Genomic DNA, 16,284 nt, shown 5'->3' on the forward strand with positions numbered 1-16,284 from the left:
CTTATGTCCCAGCCTCTTTTTTTAAACGGATAGTTGGCGGTATTCATTTGGAGTTAATCCTTCTAATTTTTTAAACACTTTACGAAAGTATTTATCATCTTGATACCCAATCATATTTGCTACTTCATAGATTTTCAGCTGCTCATTTTTTAATAAGGACTTTGCTTTGCTCATTCGAACTTTTACAATATAGTCAGAAATGTTTTCCTGAAATTCTTGTTTGAACTTTCTTGAAATGTACTCTCTGCTTAAATAGAAGCGTTCTGCAATTTCCTGAAGCTTAACGTCTCGATCATAATTCATCTGTAAAAACTGCTCAATTTCATAAATAATATCGCGGTTGTTTTTTTGCTTATCTCGCTTCACAATATTTAAAAAGCGTACAATCTCTCTTTGCTTTCGATTCATATATCTATCGAAGTCAAATCTGCCTTTCACATCAAAAAAAGCGGCCAGCACCTTCTCATAGTGACTTTGCGCATTGTATGAAATCTCGTATTTTTTTAACCAGTGTTCACTAAGAAGCTGATACTCTTTTTCAATATGCAACAACTCCTTTAAAGATAAATAATTGGCCTGCTTCACAGCATTCTTCACTTCATCAAAAATCGTTGTAAATGCATCTATTTTGCCTATTTGCATTCCTTCTACAATCTTTGTATTGTAGTCCATCAAATTTAACAATACACTACCTCTCTTTAAACTACCCGCACTCTCATAGAACTCAACGCAACTGTCAGCTAGCACGTTGCTCGCTAACAAAGCATCTTTTGCTGTTTGATAGGATTCTAGCAATACTGAAACGGATTCAACATGACGCCCCTTAGCAAGTGGACAACATACGTTGAATGCTAAGAAAATCTCTTTGTGTAGCTTGTTCAAAAGCTGCTTGATTTCAGAGAAATGGTCCCAGAAAATCATTACGATTTCGCCCTTTTGCGATAAATAACGAAAAGCGACCCCATTCTCCTTTTCAACTAAAAGCTCATTAGCCACGTTTAAAATTGAAAAATAAGCTAAGTCACGATCTCCACCAAATGCTTGGATTGTCGCTTCGTCAACTCGAATAATAGCTACTTCATACTCACTGTTTGAGTGAAAGCCAAGCTCTTCATACACCGCATCCTGCAGCACATAGTTATTAATAATTTGTGTCAGCTTACGGTCTCGGTACATAGGCTTCATCTCATTAATTAACTGATAGCTGTTATTATGCTGTTTGCGCTCGTTCTCTTCTTTATGCCATTCATTAACTGCTCTAGTTAACGTGTCATTTAAGATTGAAGGGTCGACAGGCTTTAAAATGTAGTCGGTTGACCCAAAGTGAATGGCTTTCCTCATGTAATGGTAATCATCATAACCCGTTACAACAATGGTTTTCGTATGAGGAGTATGTTCTTTCATCCATTCCAACAGGGCAATCCCACCCATATTCGGCATCTTCATGTCTGTAAAAACGATTTGTGGTTTTTGTTCTCTTATAAGCGCAATCGCTTGCTCACCGTTTTCAGCTTCAATAATGCTTTCAATGTGATGCGTGTCCCAGTCGCCTAAGAGCTTAATTCCTTCACGAACGTGTTCTTCATCATCAACAATCAGGACTTTCATTATGATCATCTCCTTTGTTTAGCTCAAGTGGTAAAATCATTGTTACTGTAAAATATTCATTTTCTTTACTTTCAACTTCCATTTTTGCTGCATTTTCATAGTAGATCAATAAGCGGTCTGCAATATTTTGCAAGCCTATATGCTCTCCTGTATGCTGATTAGACATCGCTAAGCTTTCATGTAAGGATGCTAATGCTTTGTCATTCATTCCTTTTCCATTGTCCCTTACGCAAATTTGAATAAAGCTTTCTTTTATTAAAGACGCTGAAATCGTTAGCTTTCCATCTCCTACTCTTGTTTCAAATCCGTGCTTAAACGAATTCTCTACAAGCGGCTGTAAAATCATCTTTGGAACCAATGTCCTCTTTAACCTTTCGTCAATCTGAAATTCATACGAAAACTTAGAGCCAAAGCGTTGTTTTTGCAAGGCTAAAAATGCTTCAGCATGATTCACTTCCTCAGTAAGAGTTACAATATCTTCTTTCATATTCATACTGTACCTCATCATATTTGAAAGAAGCGTTAATAGCTTATAGACTTCGACCGCTTTATGTTTCAATGCAAGCGTGCCAATCGATTGAAATGCATTGTATAAAAAGTGAGGATTCACTTGGGACTGTAACACTTTGAGCTGCGTTGATTTATTTTCAATTTCCAAGCGGTACTTTCGCTTAATTAAATCATTAATCGTTTCGACCATGGATTTAAAATGCTGACCTAACATACCAAATTCATCGTTTCCTAATGTTTTAAACCGAACCACAAAGGAGCCTTTCTCAACTTCTTTCATATTTTGAATTAAAATTCGAATCGGCTCTGTAAATCGTACTGATACAATCAATGTAGCAATAATAATCATTAATAAAAACGGTAATCCAATTAAAACATTTATTAGAGCGGTTCTCCTTGCATCTTCATATAAAACACTATAAGGAATTCGCTTTACGATATGCCATCCATCAAATGGAGCTGCTAGTTTGTCATAAACGAGTACTCCAGAAAACTTTGAATCTTCCCATTCTACGCTATGAGATTCCTTGTTTTTCAATTGGTGAATCCACTTATATTTTTGTGTTGTTCCAATTGCTTTTTGATTTGATGAATACATGATCATCCCATCATCATTAATTAAATAAAAGTCTTCTTCTTCTTTATTGTATAAGCTATCCGAAGTAGATTTAATTTTAGACAAGTCAATGTCTATTGACAGAAAGCCTAACAAGTTGTTAGAAGGTACTTCATTGATCATGTGATGAAAGCTAATGACTTGCTTCGGATCAGAGTCTAAAATGGTCGATAAATTGTTGTAGCTGTATACTTTATGAGTAGGTTCAATTGATAGAAACTGCTGTTTTTCTTTTAACCTGGCATAATAAGAATGTGAATAAATATCTTCATACTTTTTCCGACTGCTAATTTTAGAATTGTATACCGTATAAGAATCTTGTCCATTTTCAATATATAAATGAAGCTGCCTAATTTCTGGTCGCGTATTAAATAAATAAGATAGCGTTCTTCGCACTTCTAATTGACTTGCCCCTAAATCATTATTTACACCTTCTTGTAATACTTTAATAAATGGATAATAGCCGTATAAACGCGGTGTAATATCAGAAATTTCCTGCAAGTATGTGCTCAGATCCTCACTACCGCTTTTGACTACTTGGTAGTTCGTCGAAATAAAGCGGTTTTTCACAGTTTCTTTTGTATATTGATAAGTGAACACGTTTGAGATAATAAACGGTACAACAGTCGCAATGAGTAAAAACAAAATAAGCTTTTTGCGAATGCTCCACCCCTTCATCACACCCCTCCTTCTTCTTACTATTCGATAAATTATATTGCATTGCTATCATTATACAATAAAAGCGCTTTCAATCTACTTTTTTTTTTACAGCTTCATCACAAAGAAGCCTTCTATATGTCTATCCTATACCATATAGAAGGCTTCCATTTTACATTTATTTTTTCATTTTCGCCCAAATTCCATCTAACTTTTTCAAGAACTCATCTTCTGAAATTTGATCTCCTGCATAAGACTGCATTGCTGCTCCAATTTCTTGTACAGCGCCGTCTGGATACTTAAACCAGTTCCATGATAATGTTTTGCCTTCATCAGAGTATTTTAAGATATCGTCTGATAAAGAATCGATTCCTTTTCCATCAATGCTCTTAAATGCTGGGATAAACTTAAATTCTTCTACTAAGAATTTTTGGCCTGTTTCAGATGTTACCAGCCAGTTTAAGAATTTTTTTGCTTCTTCTTTATCAGCTTCTGGAGCGTTCTTATTAACTACCCAGTTATTTGGTACACCAACTGCTAACTTATCATTTTTCTCTTTATCGTCGCTAATTGGCATTGGGATAAAGCCCATTTCCATATCTGGATTGATTTTTGTAATCATGTTTACAGTCCAGTTTCCTTGCTGCATCATCGCTGTTTCGCCCGCAGCAAACTGCGTTACTTGCGTATTATAATCCGTTGTTAACGGATTATCATTTCCATATTTTAGCGTTAAGTCAAATAAATTCATAAATTGCTTAAACGTTTCGTTACCTTCAAACTTTGCAGTACCCTCATTTAACCCTTTAATGAAAGCATCAGGATCATCCTGCTGAGCTACCGGAATATTAAACAGGTGATTTCCTAATACCCACCACTCACCGTATCCATTTGAAAATGGCGTAATTCCTTTTGCTTTTAGCTGCTTAGACGCTGCTTCTAACTCTGGTAATGTAGTTGGCAACTCTTTTATACCAGCTTTTTTGAATAAATCTTTATTGTAAATAAAACCATATCCTTCAAGGTTTAAAGGCTGACCATAAATCTTTCCATCAACTGTCATTGGTTCTTTTGCAACGTCATACAAATCATCAACCCAAGGTTGATCAGAAAGGTCTTCTAGCTTTTCTAGCCATGTTTGTGCTTCTTGGAACCCGCCGTTATTAAACAAGTCTGGCTCGTTACCAGAAGCAAACTGCGCTTTTAAAGCTGCACTATAATCTGCGCCTCCGCCAACTGTCTGAATATTAAACGTAACGTTTGGGTTTTCTTTTGTATATGCATCCGTTACTTCTTTTAACTGTTCAGCAATTTCCACTTTAAACTGGAACATATCAATTACGACTTCGTCCCCTGAACCACCGCTTGATTTTGTTGTTGACTCTGAACCAGAATTCGAGCATGCAGTTGCAAATAACAATGATGAAGCTAATACCCCAGATAACAATGTAAGCCTTTTCATTTTCATTTTATATACCCCCTTGATTGTCAGGACCCTAATTCCATTGTAACGATTATAGGTAATTTGAATAGGAGACAATATTGAACAAAAGAGTGGAAAATATTGATGACCTGTTCAAGTCACAAGAACTGTTGGCCATATTCTCTAACTCTTCTATCAATGGAAAACAAGCAATTTGAAGAAAAATCAAGACTCGTTGCGCGTTCCTTCTCTATTCCAAACCCAACAAGTAAAAGGGTTTCTTCCTACTCAAGAAGCCTGTGATTGGAACGAAGGATGTGAGACTCCTACGGGATTAGCGAGACAGATTGAAATCCCGCAGGAACGCAGTGACGAGGAAGTTCAACACTAGCCCCGTGGAAATCGAACAATCCTAAGTGAAAATCACTACTGATTGCGTGCGCTCTTCACTCTCCAACTCTATTTCAAACGACTAATAACCCAAACCTTTTTTCCCAGATTGTGATAATGCGAAAAATTGGATGCGATTAATTTCTTAGAACTATTCCACCTAATAACAAATTTAGACATAATTATGTTAAGATGTAAGATAGTAGATTGATAGCTCTATTTTCAATAAGTGAAGGTGTTTATATGAAACAAAAGAAAAGAAAAAGAAATCATGTCTCTTTACGCGTCAATATATTATTCTTTATTGTATTTATCCTATTTTCTGTTCTCATTTTGCGCCTTGGAATCGTCCAAATCGTTCATGGTGAAAGCTATAAACGCGAAGTCGAAAAAACCGAGGACGTCACGGTTAATACGCCTGTACCAAGAGGAAAAATGCTCGATCGATACGATCGTGTTATCGTGGACAATAAACCTTTAAACGCGGTTACTTACACCCGCTTAAAAGGCGTAAAACAAGAAGAAAAGCTAAAGATTGCGAAATCATTAGCTAAAATAATTGATCTTCCTGTCACAACAAATGTATTTGGCGATGAGGACCAAAAAAGCGATGATAAAAATATCGTTAAGCTCACTGAGCGTGACTTGAAAGACTATTGGATTGCAACAAATCCAGAAGAAGCAAAGAAAAAGATTACGGATAGCGACTTGAAGAAAGTAGAACAAGGAAAATTGAAAGAAGAAGACCTTTATCCTCTACAGCTAAAGCGCATCACTAAGAAAGAACTCAATACCTTAAAAGATGATTTAGAAGTCATCGCGATTAAAAGTAAAATGGAAACTGGCTATGAGTTAACGCCTCAAATTATAAAAAGTGGATTAAACGACCAAGAAATGGCCGTTATTAGCGAACAGCTCTCTACTTTACCTGGCGTTGATGTGACAACCTATTGGGACCGTATGTATACATATGACAGTCTCTTAAGTACGCTACTCGGTAACATTACGTCCGCTGATGAAGGACTGCCGCGTGAGAATTTACAATACTACTTATCACACGGCTATAGCCGAAATGATCGCGTCGGAAAAAGTTACTTAGAAAAGCAGTATGAAAACGTACTGCGTGGACAAAAAGCCCGCATTCAGCACGTAACTGACCGCTCTGGAAACATTTTAGAAGAAAAAATTGTATCGGAAGGTCAACGTGGTAGCGACTTAGTCTTAACCATTGATATGGAGCTTCAAAAACAAATTGAAGAAATTCTGACTAACGGATTGCTAAAAGCAAAAGCAGCAAAACCTGGAACAAGTCTGTTAGACCGTGCTTTCATCATTATGATGGATCCACACACTGGTGAAATCTTAGCTATGGGCGGGAAACAGCTTGTTTATAATGAAAGCAGCGGAAAACGAGAAGTAAAAGATTTTGCGCTTGGCAATATTACAACTGCTTATGAAATGGGGTCAACCGTTAAAGGTGCAACCATTTTAGCAGGGTTGGATTCAGGAGCTATTAACTTAGGCACTGTATTTTATGACTCACCGATGTACTTTAAAGGCGGTGGCAAGAAACAGTCTTCTCACCCAATTGGATCTGCTGGCATCGGTCGCGCGTTAGAACAGTCTTCTAACGTATACATGTATAAAACCGTTTTAAGCATGGCTGGAGAAAACTATGTACCGCATGGTGGTCTTAATATTCCTCGAAAAACGTGGGATCAGCTTCGTTCATACTACAGCCAGTTTGGTCTAGGCGTCTCAACAGGTATTGAGCTAGACAACGAAACTACAGGGATGATTGGAAGTGACTATTCTTTACCTGGTAAAGCGCTCGATTTGGCAATCGGTCAGTATGACACGTATACGCCTCTACAGCTCGTTCAGTATACGTCTACTATCGCTAACAACGGGTATCGTTTAAAGCCTCAGCTTGTGAAAGAAATTCGCGAGCCTGAGCTTGATACGGAGCTGAAAGGCAGTGTACAAAAATCCGTTGAACCGGAAGTATTAAACCGCATTACAATGAGCCAAGAGGAAATCAATGCTGTGAAAGCTGGATTCCGCCGTGTAATGACAAGCGGAACTGCAAAAAATGAGTTTAGTTCAGAGCCCTATAAGCCTGCCGGCAAAACAGGAACAGCTGAGACTTACAACCAAGGGGTAGCCGTTCGTAACTCTAACTTAATTGCCTACGCACCTTACGATAATCCAGAGGTTGCAATGGCGGTTGTTGTACCATCTTCTTACGTAAAAGGCCCTGGACATGCGTTAAATAGACAGTTAGGTCAAGCGGCTCTACGCGCTTACTTCGACTTAAAGAAGAAAGGTGAACAAGAGCTAGGTGAGAAAGAAAAGCAACAAGAAGAACATAACCAAACAAATGATTAACGAAAAAGCCGGACTTCAATGAAGTCCGGCTTTTGTTTATTTAGTAAATAACCCTCTCAAAAAGTACAGTTCAATTAGTTCACCAATTTGCTGCTCAGATAGCGGCTTATGCTGTTTTTCCCAATCATAAACTAACGCAATGTACATTTTCACGAGTAAAAACGCCGTCACTTCTGGGTCACAGTTTTGAATTTCACCTTTTGCAATGGCTGCTTCAATTCTATTTTTTATATACGTCAAAATTTCGTTTTCAACCTGTACCAACACGTCTTTTACAGCTGACGTACCCATTTCCTGTTCCTGAACGAGCTTGAGCATAAGCTGATGCTCTGTTCGAAATTGGAGCATGCGATAAATAGCAGCTTGAGCATTTTCAAAAAACGTGCGCTCAGAAGAGATTGCTGACTCTGCTTGTTGCAGCATATCTCGAATCATTCTAGACACAATTTCATCAAAAAGCTCTTCTTTGTTTTTAAAAAACGTATAGATAGTTCCTTTTCCAACATTCGCCATTTTAGCGACTTGGTCCATTGTCGTTGCCTTATAGCCAAACAGTGAAAACGATTTTGACGCTGCGTCTAGCACCGATTGCTTTCGATCAATTGCCAATTGATACACCCCTCTTTTTTGACCAAATGAACATTACGGTCAATTCGTACGTTGTAACTATAGCATAAACCTGTCAGCCGACGCAACTCCATGAGAATTTTTACAGAAAAAGCGAAGCAGGTTTACTTCTGCTCCGCTTTTTCTGCTTGAAAATATTTCAAGACTTGCTTCGCTGCATTCTCACCTTGTTCGATGCAGTCTGGTAACCCAAGTCCTTCATAAGAGCTTCCCGCTAGATATAAACCTTTCAGCTGTTCTTCAATGGCTTGATTGATTTCTTCTAAACGCTCTTGATGTCCAACCGTGTATTGAGGCATTGCTTTTTTCCATCGCGTCACCACATAGAATTCTGGTTTTTCCGTAATCTGCATAATGCGATTTAAATCCTCTAATACCACTTGAACAATTTCTTCGTCGGACTGATCGACAATTGCCTCATCTCCTGCTCTTCCCACATAGCAGCGTAGTAGTACTTTACCGTCTGGAGTGGAATGAGGCCACTTTTTATGAGTCCACGTACAAGCCGTAATTGTATAATCGCTGTTGCGAGATACAACAAATCCGGTACCGTTAATATCTTCTTTCACTGCTTCTTTCGGAAAAGCCATCGCTACTGTAGCAACAGAAGTAGACGGCATCTCACGAAGTGGTTCAAATATTGGATAGTGCGACAACATCGATTGAGCAGCGAAATGAGGAGAAGTGATAATGACTGCATCGGCAGTAATCTCTTTTCCATTGCTCAATGTTAAATCATATCGTTCACCCATACGGTTTACTTTTTCAACTTTAACTCCTTTGACGACCGCCAACGGATTAAGCTGCTCTTCAATTGCATCAACAAGCGACTGCAGGCCCTTTTTCAACGTTAAAAAAGCACCTTGCTTTTTTGCATTAGCATCCTCCGCTTGCTTAGGCTGAAGTTCTTTAAACTTCTTCATACCGACAATTAAACTTCGATGTCGCTGCTCTGCATGTAAAAACTGTGGAAACGTTGATTTTAAGCTTAAACGGTCAATGTCTCCTGCATAGATGCCGGAAAGCAAAGGCTCAATTAAGTTTTCAACAACCTCATCGCCTAAGCGTCTTCTAAAAAACATGCCCAGTGATTGGTCACCTTCTTGCTTTGTTTTGGGAATAACAAAATCGGCAGCGGCGCGCAGTTTACCAATCGGAGAAAATAGACCCGTTGTCACAAAAGGAGAAATCTTTGTTGGCACGCCCATCACGGCACCTTCTGGCATTGGATGAAGGTTTTCTTTCACCAATACGTAAGACTGGCCGGTTGAGTTATGAACAAGATCATCCCCTAATCCTACTTCTTTTACCAGCTTAGAGCCCGGTAATTTACGTGCTAAAAAGGAATCGGGACCTCTTTCAATTGTAAAACCATCACGGGTTACGGTTTGAATTTTCCCTCCTAATCGATGGGTTGCTTCAATTAATTGAAATTCATACGGCAAGCCTTTCTCTTTAATTACTTTTTGTAAGTAATAGGCAGCTGAAAGACCTGTTATTCCACCACCGATGATAACAATCTTTTTGTTTGCTTCCGTCATGTAATCATCGCCTTTTCATTAAAATTCAATAGAAAGAGAAGCGGCTAGGGTCATAGCTCGCTTCTTCTATTTTTATTGATTTTCAGATTCGTTATTTAATTTCTTTAACACCACTGTTGCTAATGCATCAATAAATTCTGGCTTAGCATTTGGCATTTCCGGACGATAGTAGTTTGCACCTAATTCATCCGTCACAACCTTGCATTCATAATCATTATCGTACAACACTTCAAGATGATCCGCAATAAATCCTACAGGTGTATATACGAAAGAACGGTATCCTTTATGCTCATACAAATCACGTGTTAAGTCCTGTACGTCTGGACCAATCCACGGATCTGGCGTATTTCCTTCACTTTGCCAGCCAACTTCGTAATTGCTAACTCCCGCACCTTCAGCAATAAGGTCTGCCGTTTCCTGTAGTTGCTTCGGGTAAGGGTCTCCAGCTGCAATGATTTTCTCTGGAAGACTGTGAGCTGACACGATAAGTACAGCTTTTTGTTTTTCATCGTCTGACATTAAATCAAACGTTTGTTTAACTTTCTCGACCCAATAATTAATGAACTTAGGCTCTTTATACCAGCTTTCAATTGAATGAATAACCAGGCCACCTAGCTTTTCAGCCGTTTCTTTTGCACGACCATTGTAAGATTTCACACTGAACGTTGAGAAATGTGGAGCAAGCACAATGCTAACCGCTTCTTTAATCCCATCTTTATGCATTTGTTCTACTGCTTCTTCAACAAATGGTTCAATGTGCTTAAGACCAAGGTAAGCCTTAAACTCAATTTCATCTTGAATTTCATTTAAATGCTGCTCAAGACATCGCATTTGCTCTTCGGTGATTTTCGCTAAAGGTGAAATACCACCTATTGCTTCATAGCGCTGTTTTAAGTCTTCAAGCGCTTCAGCAGATGGCTTTCTTCCTCTTCTAATATGCGTGTAATATCTTTCAATATCTTCTTCTTTATATGGGGTACCGTAAGCCATTACGAGTAACCCCATGACTTTTTTACTCATGATTTACACCTCTTTGTTAGAATTCGTCTGTTTCTACATTTTCTCACGAACAAAAATAAAAAGACAAAAAATAAGGCTCCGTTTTTTTTGACAATTTATTGTCTATTTATTGAATATTCATGAATAAAAGCAGTAAGCCTTTTTAACGTCTCAGGATTAACCTGTGGAAATACACCGTGTCCTAAGTTAAAGATATAGCCGTCTTGCTGCATTCCTTGATCAAGGATAGTTTTTGCACGTTCTTCAATAACTTCCCAAGGAGCTAGTAAAATTGCTGGATCTAAATTACCTTGTAGCGTTTTAGTTAGGCCAAGCTCTCGTGCTTCCTGAACTTGCATACGCCAATCGAGACCTACTACATCTAGCGGAAGGTCGTGCCATTCTTTTGCTAAGTGACTTGCTCCTACGCCAAACATGATAAGCGGCACATTCTTTTCTTTTAGCTCTGTAAAAATGCGATTCATTACTGGTTTAATAAAGTAGCGATAGTCTGCTACATTTAACGCGCCAACCCATGAATCAAAGATTTGAATAGCTCTTGCTCCAGCATCTATTTGTGCTTTTACATATGTAATTGTCATATCCGCTAACTTATCCATTAATGCAAACCAAGCTTTTGGCTCCGTATACATAAATGCTTTTGTCTTATTGTAGTTTTTAGAAGGTCCGCCTTCAATCATATAGCTAGCTACTGTAAAAGGTGCACCAGCAAATCCAATTAAAGGAACGTTCAGCTGCTCCGTTGTTAAAAGCTTGATTGTATCTAATACATAGGCTACATCTTCTTCAGGCGTAATATACCCTAAGTTTTCAACATCTTGCATTGAACGAATTGGGTTTGAAATCACAGGACCAATACCTGTTTTAATCTCAACATCCACTCCAATTGCAGGAAGCGGTGTCATAATATCTTTATATAAAATAGCTGCATCGACTCCGTACTGCTCAACTGGTAAGCGCGTCACATAAGCTCCTAATTCAGGCTGATGCGTAATTTCAAACAATGAATACTTTTCTTTTAAAGCACGGTATTCCGGCTGAGAACGGCCTGCTTGACGCATATACCAAACTGGTACATGATCCGTCTTTTCTCCTCGGCATGCTTTTAAAAATGTATCATTCATCAGTTGTTGACTCATGGCTTCCACCTTTCTCTATCTGTTCGTCTCAAGTACTATTTGTTTTTCCTAATCTAACTTGTCCTCAATACTAACCGCAGTTTGATAAAAACTGCGGTTTATCTCTTTTCTCTACTTGTCACTATACTCATTTCTGTATCCGTTGTATAGACACCTGCTCAAAATGTCAAAAAATCGACTAACTATAACAATTTAATCGCTAAATAATGTTGGTGTTACCTCATTAGAAGGCATTCCTTCTTCTTTCGTTTGCGAATTATAGGGAACGATGTAGTACGTTGGTGATTTAAATAGATTTATGCGTTCTACTTCATATGAGCCTTTACCTTTCACTTTTCCAATTACGTTTCGTTCACTACCTTGCTTTTCATAAACATAGTAGACAACGCGCTTATCTTCTGAAGGTTCCCACGTTAGATTAACCGTCAGCAGTCCAAATGGTTGAAATGTTAACTCTTGCTGGAGCGAGTTAATAATTGGCAGCCTAATTGGGTCAGGTAAATCTTTGACGCCTTTTGGTTTTTTAAATACTTTACCTGTTTCTTGCTTTGCCTCTGTCAAAATATCTTTGAACAATTGACTTGGATAAGAGCTACCTTTTGTAAGGTAATGCTGGTTATCCGTACGATCATATCCCATCCAAACGGCTCCCACTACACTTGGCGTATAGCCAACAAACCAAGCATCACGCGTTGCTCCTTTCACCCCAGCATAAGAAGTGGATCCCGTCTTCCCAGCCAGCGCTCCTTCGTACTTACCTACCGATGCTGTTCCATCTTTGACAACAGCTTCTAGCATTTTCGTCATATACCATGCGTTTTGGTTTGAAAATACGTTTGTAGTACCCTGCTCTGCCTTAGCAATCACGTCACCGTTTTGGTCTTTAATTTCTGAAATAAAGTACGGTTCTTTCTTTTCACCGTCTTGAGCAAACGTACTATAGGCAGATGCTAGCTGAAGAGGCGTAACTCCTTCTGTTAATCCTCCTAATGCAATTGATAGACCCTTGTCTTCCGTTTCTATGTCCAGCTTTGTTAAATAGGCTTTTGCAGTCGAAATTCCTAGCTTGTTTAAGGTCCAAACCGCTGGAATATTCTTGGAGTCTTTAATTGCGTCATACATTGTAACTTTTCCTGCATACTGCCCGTTAATATTTTGGGGCTTATATTGCCCAAAGTTTTGCTTCTTATCACTTAAGAGAGAATACGGTTTATAAAGGCTTTCCTGCAAAGCAGGTCCATAAACCGCTAAAGGCTTCATCGTTGAACCTGGTTGACGCTTTACTTTTACACGATTTAATCCTTTTTGAACGTAGTCTCGTCCACCCATTACGGATAAAACGCCGCCCGTACGATGATTCATTAATACAAAAGCACCTTGGGCTTGTTCATCCACTCCTGGAAAATAAGCAGCTTGTTGAAACAATTCATAAGCTGTTTCCTGATAGTCCCTGTTCATCGGAACAGTTACCGTATATCCGCCTCTTAATAAATCATCGCTTGAAATATGATGTTTTTCCGCTGCTTCTTCAATCACCATATCAATATAGGTTAAATAAGCAGGATTTTTCGTTTTTTGCTGTACGTCTAAACTAAGCGTACGTCCTTGCAGTCGTACCACCTCTTCTGCACTTAAAAAATCCGCTTTTTGCATCGAGTTTAAAACCACATTTCGCCGTTCAATACTCTTTTCTGGATGAAGAATAGGAGAATACGAATTTGGACCTTTGGGGAGTGCAGCTAGAAGAGCTCCTTCTTCTACGGTAAGCTCTGATACATCTTTGTTAAAGTACAGTTGAGATGCAGCTTGAATCCCGTAAGCACCGTGTCCAAAATAAATTTGGTTTAAATACATTTCTAAAATTTTTTGTTTACTATAGCGCTGCTCTAAGTTAATAGCTACCATTACTTCTTTTGTTTTACGAAGCCATGACTTATCATTTGTCAAAAAAATATTTTTAGCTAGCTGCTGCGTCAGTGTGCTTCCACCTTCTACTTTACTACCTGCTAAAATATCTTTATATAGCGCTCGCCCAATTGCTTTTACATCGATGCCGTGGTGCTCATAAAAACGGACATCTTCAACTGCAACAAATGCGTTTTGCACATGTTTTGGCACCTCTTCTATTGAAACCGGATCGCGATTTTCTACATATAGCTTCGTAATCTCATCACCGTTTTGGTCAACCAACTTTGTAGCCGAATTCATGACGAATTTTTTCTCATCAATTACATAGCTCCCAAAAAACAAAATCATAATATACCCAATCAGAGCAAATAATAAAATACCCGCTACGATAGAGAATATATAAAGTGCTCGTTTGTACATGCTACCACCTCTCTTCTTTTCATTGCATAATAGCGTATGTAGTACGGCGGTCATATGAAGAAAGCATGAGCCTGTCAATATCATCTTAAAGGACGAGCATCTATTTTTGTATTTTTTTGTTTAACATTTTATAATTTTAGTATGATTAATCTCTTTAAAATGTATGCATTTTCCAATTAAGAAGGAGTGTTCAAAAATGAATTTCTTTATTACATATGGAACTGTTGAATTTTTACAGCACTTAAAAGAACAACACCCCGAAGAAAAATTGTATTTACTTCATAAAGAAGGCGACCAAGGCTGCCTTTTACATGAAACAACTGGTGAAACAATATTTAAAGAAGGTCACAATTATGAAGTGCTAGATTACGTAGGCTCGATTGCAGATGGAAAATATGTGGTGATGAACAACATTGCGGTTACAGATGAAGGACGTCCTTTATTTGAAAGTAGATTTAATCAACGTGCCCGCTTAATTGAAAAAGAGCCCGGCTTTGCTGCGATTCGCGTTTTGCGTCCATTAAGCAACGATACCTATATTATTTTAACTGCCTGGGAAGAAGAAAAAGCCTTTACGGATTGGCAAGCGTCTCAAGCCTATAACCAAGCTCATAAAAAGCGCGGAACATCAGAAGGAGTAGATAAACAGCCAGCTATTTTTCTAAGACCTTCTTACGTCACAAGCTATCATGTTATGCACTAAAATACCCCAATCTCTCTACTAGGTCAGTGTCATATGAAAACACCCATTCATATGATACTATACACTGAACTATAGGGGGATTTTTTATGGGAATGGACCTCGTTTCTCTTCATTGGATATACATCTCTTTTATTTTACTTATCTTAGGATTCATGATTATTAGACGGGATACTACGATCATTTGTATTATCGGTATCTTTCTTCTTTCATTCACTGCTACTTCTTCTCTAACAGGATCGATTAGCGGCGTGTTTTCCAGTTTTATCTATGCTATTACAGAGTTGCTGCCTACTATTTTAATCATTTCAATTATCGTTTCCATGAGTAAAGCGCTTATTACAACGGGCGTCAATGACATGATGATTTCTCCTTTTGCTCGCTTCATTAAGACACCTACTCTCGCTTATTGGGTCATTGGACTTGTCATGATGATCATTTCCTTCTTTTTCTGGCCTTCTCCAGCCATTGCACTGTTAGGCGCCGTCTTATTACCTGTTGCATTAAGAGCCGGGTTACCAGCGCTTGGTGTCGCAATGGCCATGAATCTATTTGGTCACGGGATTGCTCTTTCTGGGGATTTTGTCATTCAAGCAGCACCAAAGCTCACTGCGGATGCAGCAGGATTACCCGTTTCAGATGTTATTCAAGCAAGCGTTCCATTAGTGATTACAATGGGCGTTGTCACAACCGTTACGGCTTTTATCTTTTTAAAGAGAGATTTAAAGAACGGTACACTTCCAGTTCAAGCTTCTCCTCTTATTGAAGCAGCTGAAAATACCGAAAAGGTGCAGATGCCTCTTGTTTTGAAAAGAATCCTTGCACTTTTAATTCCAATACTATTTGCCTTAAATGTGTGGGCAATGTTTACGTTTAACTTGCAAGGCGGGGATGCAACGGCTTTAATTGGAGGCACTTCGCTTTTTATCTTAATGATTATCTCCATCATCGGACACCAAAACAAAGGGTTAGAAAAAACAACGTCTTACCTAATTGAAGGATTTCAGTTTGGATTTAAAGTATTTGGCCCGGTCATTCCTATTGCTGCCTTCTTCTACTTAGGTGACGCGGGATTCACGAGTATTATCGGAGACTTTTTACCAAAGGGTTCTCACGGAATTGTAAATGACCTTGGCGTAGCCATTTCTTCCGTTGTTCCTTTAAATGAACAGATTGCTGCTGTGACCGTCATGACCATCGGTGCGATTACCGGCTTAGATGGCTCCGGCTTTTCAGGAATTTCGCTTGTAGGATCCATTTCTCAACTATTTGCTACTGCAATTGGCAGCGGTACTGCTACGCTGACTGCTTTAGGGCAAGTTGCGGGCATCTGGGTT

12 protein-coding genes are annotated in these 16,284 nt (G+C 38.6%); 4 read left to right on the forward strand and 8 right to left on the reverse strand.

Annotation, left to right across the window (positions count from 1 at the left end; all coding sequences use genetic code 11):
* Nucleotides 1–21 precede the first annotated feature (21 nt).
* The 3 genes from BFL01S_RS14460 to BFL01S_RS14470 all read right to left on the reverse strand — a co-directional run bounded on the left by BFL01S_RS14460 (nt 22) and on the right by BFL01S_RS14470 (nt 4,859).
* A complete protein-coding gene (locus BFL01S_RS14460; protein WP_061786116.1) occupies nt 22–1,608 on the reverse strand; it encodes a response regulator in 1,587 nt (528 codons plus the stop codon).
* The gene (locus BFL01S_RS14465; protein ID WP_025907635.1) at nt 1,589–3,412 is read right to left on the reverse strand and encodes a sensor histidine kinase; all 1,824 of its coding nucleotides are present in this window, start codon (nt 3,410–3,412) and stop codon (nt 1,589–1,591) included. The genes BFL01S_RS14460 and BFL01S_RS14465 overlap by 20 nt, the downstream gene beginning before the upstream one ends.
* 157 nt (nt 3,413–3,569) lie before the next feature.
* Nucleotides 3,570–4,859: an ABC transporter substrate-binding protein gene (locus tag BFL01S_RS14470; RefSeq protein ID WP_061786117.1), complete on the reverse strand. Its 1,290-nt coding sequence runs from the start codon at nt 4,857–4,859 to the stop codon at nt 3,570–3,572.
* A 190-nt stretch (nt 4,860–5,049) separates the two neighbouring features.
* Here BFL01S_RS14470 and BFL01S_RS20915 point away from each other — a divergent pair, with 190 nt between their 5' ends.
* Nucleotides 5,050–5,205: a hypothetical protein gene (locus tag BFL01S_RS20915; RefSeq protein WP_218008538.1), complete on the forward strand. Its 156-nt coding sequence runs from the start codon at nt 5,050–5,052 to the stop codon at nt 5,203–5,205.
* Between the two features lie 242 nt (nt 5,206–5,447).
* Nucleotides 5,448–7,592 carry a peptidoglycan D,D-transpeptidase FtsI family protein gene (locus tag BFL01S_RS14475; RefSeq protein ID WP_061786118.1) on the forward strand — a complete coding sequence of 715 codons (2,145 nt, stop codon included), beginning with the start codon at nt 5,448–5,450 and terminating at the stop codon, nt 7,590–7,592.
* A gap of 36 nt (nt 7,593–7,628) precedes the next feature.
* On the opposite strand, the gene BFL01S_RS14480 is transcribed toward BFL01S_RS14475, so the two are convergent.
* The 5 genes from BFL01S_RS14480 to BFL01S_RS14500 all read right to left on the reverse strand — a co-directional run bounded on the left by BFL01S_RS14480 (nt 7,629) and on the right by BFL01S_RS14500 (nt 14,247).
* Nucleotides 7,629–8,201, reverse strand: coding sequence for a TetR/AcrR family transcriptional regulator (locus BFL01S_RS14480; RefSeq protein WP_025907629.1), 573 nt, complete (start codon nt 8,199–8,201; stop codon nt 7,629–7,631).
* A 122-nt stretch (nt 8,202–8,323) separates the two neighbouring features.
* Nucleotides 8,324–9,760: a protoporphyrinogen oxidase gene (gene hemY, locus BFL01S_RS14485; RefSeq protein ID WP_061786119.1), complete on the reverse strand. Its 1,437-nt coding sequence runs from the start codon at nt 9,758–9,760 to the stop codon at nt 8,324–8,326.
* Between the two features lie 72 nt (nt 9,761–9,832).
* Entirely contained in the window at nt 9,833–10,780 is a 948-nt protein-coding gene (gene hemH, locus BFL01S_RS14490; protein WP_025907625.1) for a ferrochelatase, read from the reverse strand.
* 95 nt (nt 10,781–10,875) lie between these two features.
* Entirely contained in the window at nt 10,876–11,919 is a 1,044-nt protein-coding gene (gene hemE / locus BFL01S_RS14495; RefSeq protein WP_025907624.1) for a uroporphyrinogen decarboxylase, read from the reverse strand.
* Nucleotides 11,920–12,111: 192 nt separating this feature from the next.
* Nucleotides 12,112–14,247 carry a transglycosylase domain-containing protein gene (locus BFL01S_RS14500; protein WP_025907623.1) on the reverse strand — a complete coding sequence of 712 codons (2,136 nt, stop codon included), beginning with the start codon at nt 14,245–14,247 and terminating at the stop codon, nt 12,112–12,114.
* A 196-nt stretch (nt 14,248–14,443) separates the two neighbouring features.
* Between BFL01S_RS14500 and BFL01S_RS14505 the strand changes: the two genes are divergently transcribed.
* Nucleotides 14,444–14,950 carry an antibiotic biosynthesis monooxygenase family protein gene (locus BFL01S_RS14505; protein ID WP_061786120.1) on the forward strand — a complete coding sequence of 169 codons (507 nt, stop codon included), beginning with the start codon at nt 14,444–14,446 and terminating at the stop codon, nt 14,948–14,950.
* A gap of 86 nt (nt 14,951–15,036) precedes the next feature.
* Nucleotides 15,037–16,284 (forward strand): hypothetical protein (locus tag BFL01S_RS14510; protein WP_061786121.1); only part of this gene is annotated, 1,248 nt, incomplete at its 3' end.

Source organism: Priestia flexa NBRC 15715 (assembly GCF_001591565.1).
GTDB lineage: Bacteria > Bacillota > Bacilli > Bacillales > Bacillaceae_H > Priestia > Priestia flexa.

Coding starts and splice junctions, on each gene's coding strand:
- BFL01S_RS14460 (WP_061786116.1), bottom strand. CDS start 1,608: ATGAAAGTCCTGATTGTTGATGATGAAGAACACGTTCGTGAAGGAATT.
- BFL01S_RS14465 (WP_025907635.1), bottom strand. CDS start 3,412: ATGAAGGGGTGGAGCATTCGCAAAAAGCTTATTTTGTTTTTACTCATT.
- BFL01S_RS14470 (WP_061786117.1), bottom strand. CDS start 4,859: ATGAAAATGAAAAGGCTTACATTGTTATCTGGGGTATTAGCTTCATCA.
- BFL01S_RS14475 (WP_061786118.1), top strand. CDS start 5,448: ATGAAACAAAAGAAAAGAAAAAGAAATCATGTCTCTTTACGCGTCAAT.
- hemY (WP_061786119.1), bottom strand. CDS start 9,760: ATGACGGAAGCAAACAAAAAGATTGTTATCATCGGTGGTGGAATAACA.
- hemH (WP_025907625.1), bottom strand. CDS start 10,780: ATGAGTAAAAAAGTCATGGGGTTACTCGTAATGGCTTACGGTACCCCA.
- hemE (WP_025907624.1), bottom strand. CDS start 11,919: ATGAGTCAACAACTGATGAATGATACATTTTTAAAAGCATGCCGAGGA.
- BFL01S_RS14500 (WP_025907623.1), bottom strand. CDS start 14,247: ATGTACAAACGAGCACTTTATATATTCTCTATCGTAGCGGGTATTTTA.
- BFL01S_RS14505 (WP_061786120.1), top strand. CDS start 14,444: ATGAATTTCTTTATTACATATGGAACTGTTGAATTTTTACAGCACTTA.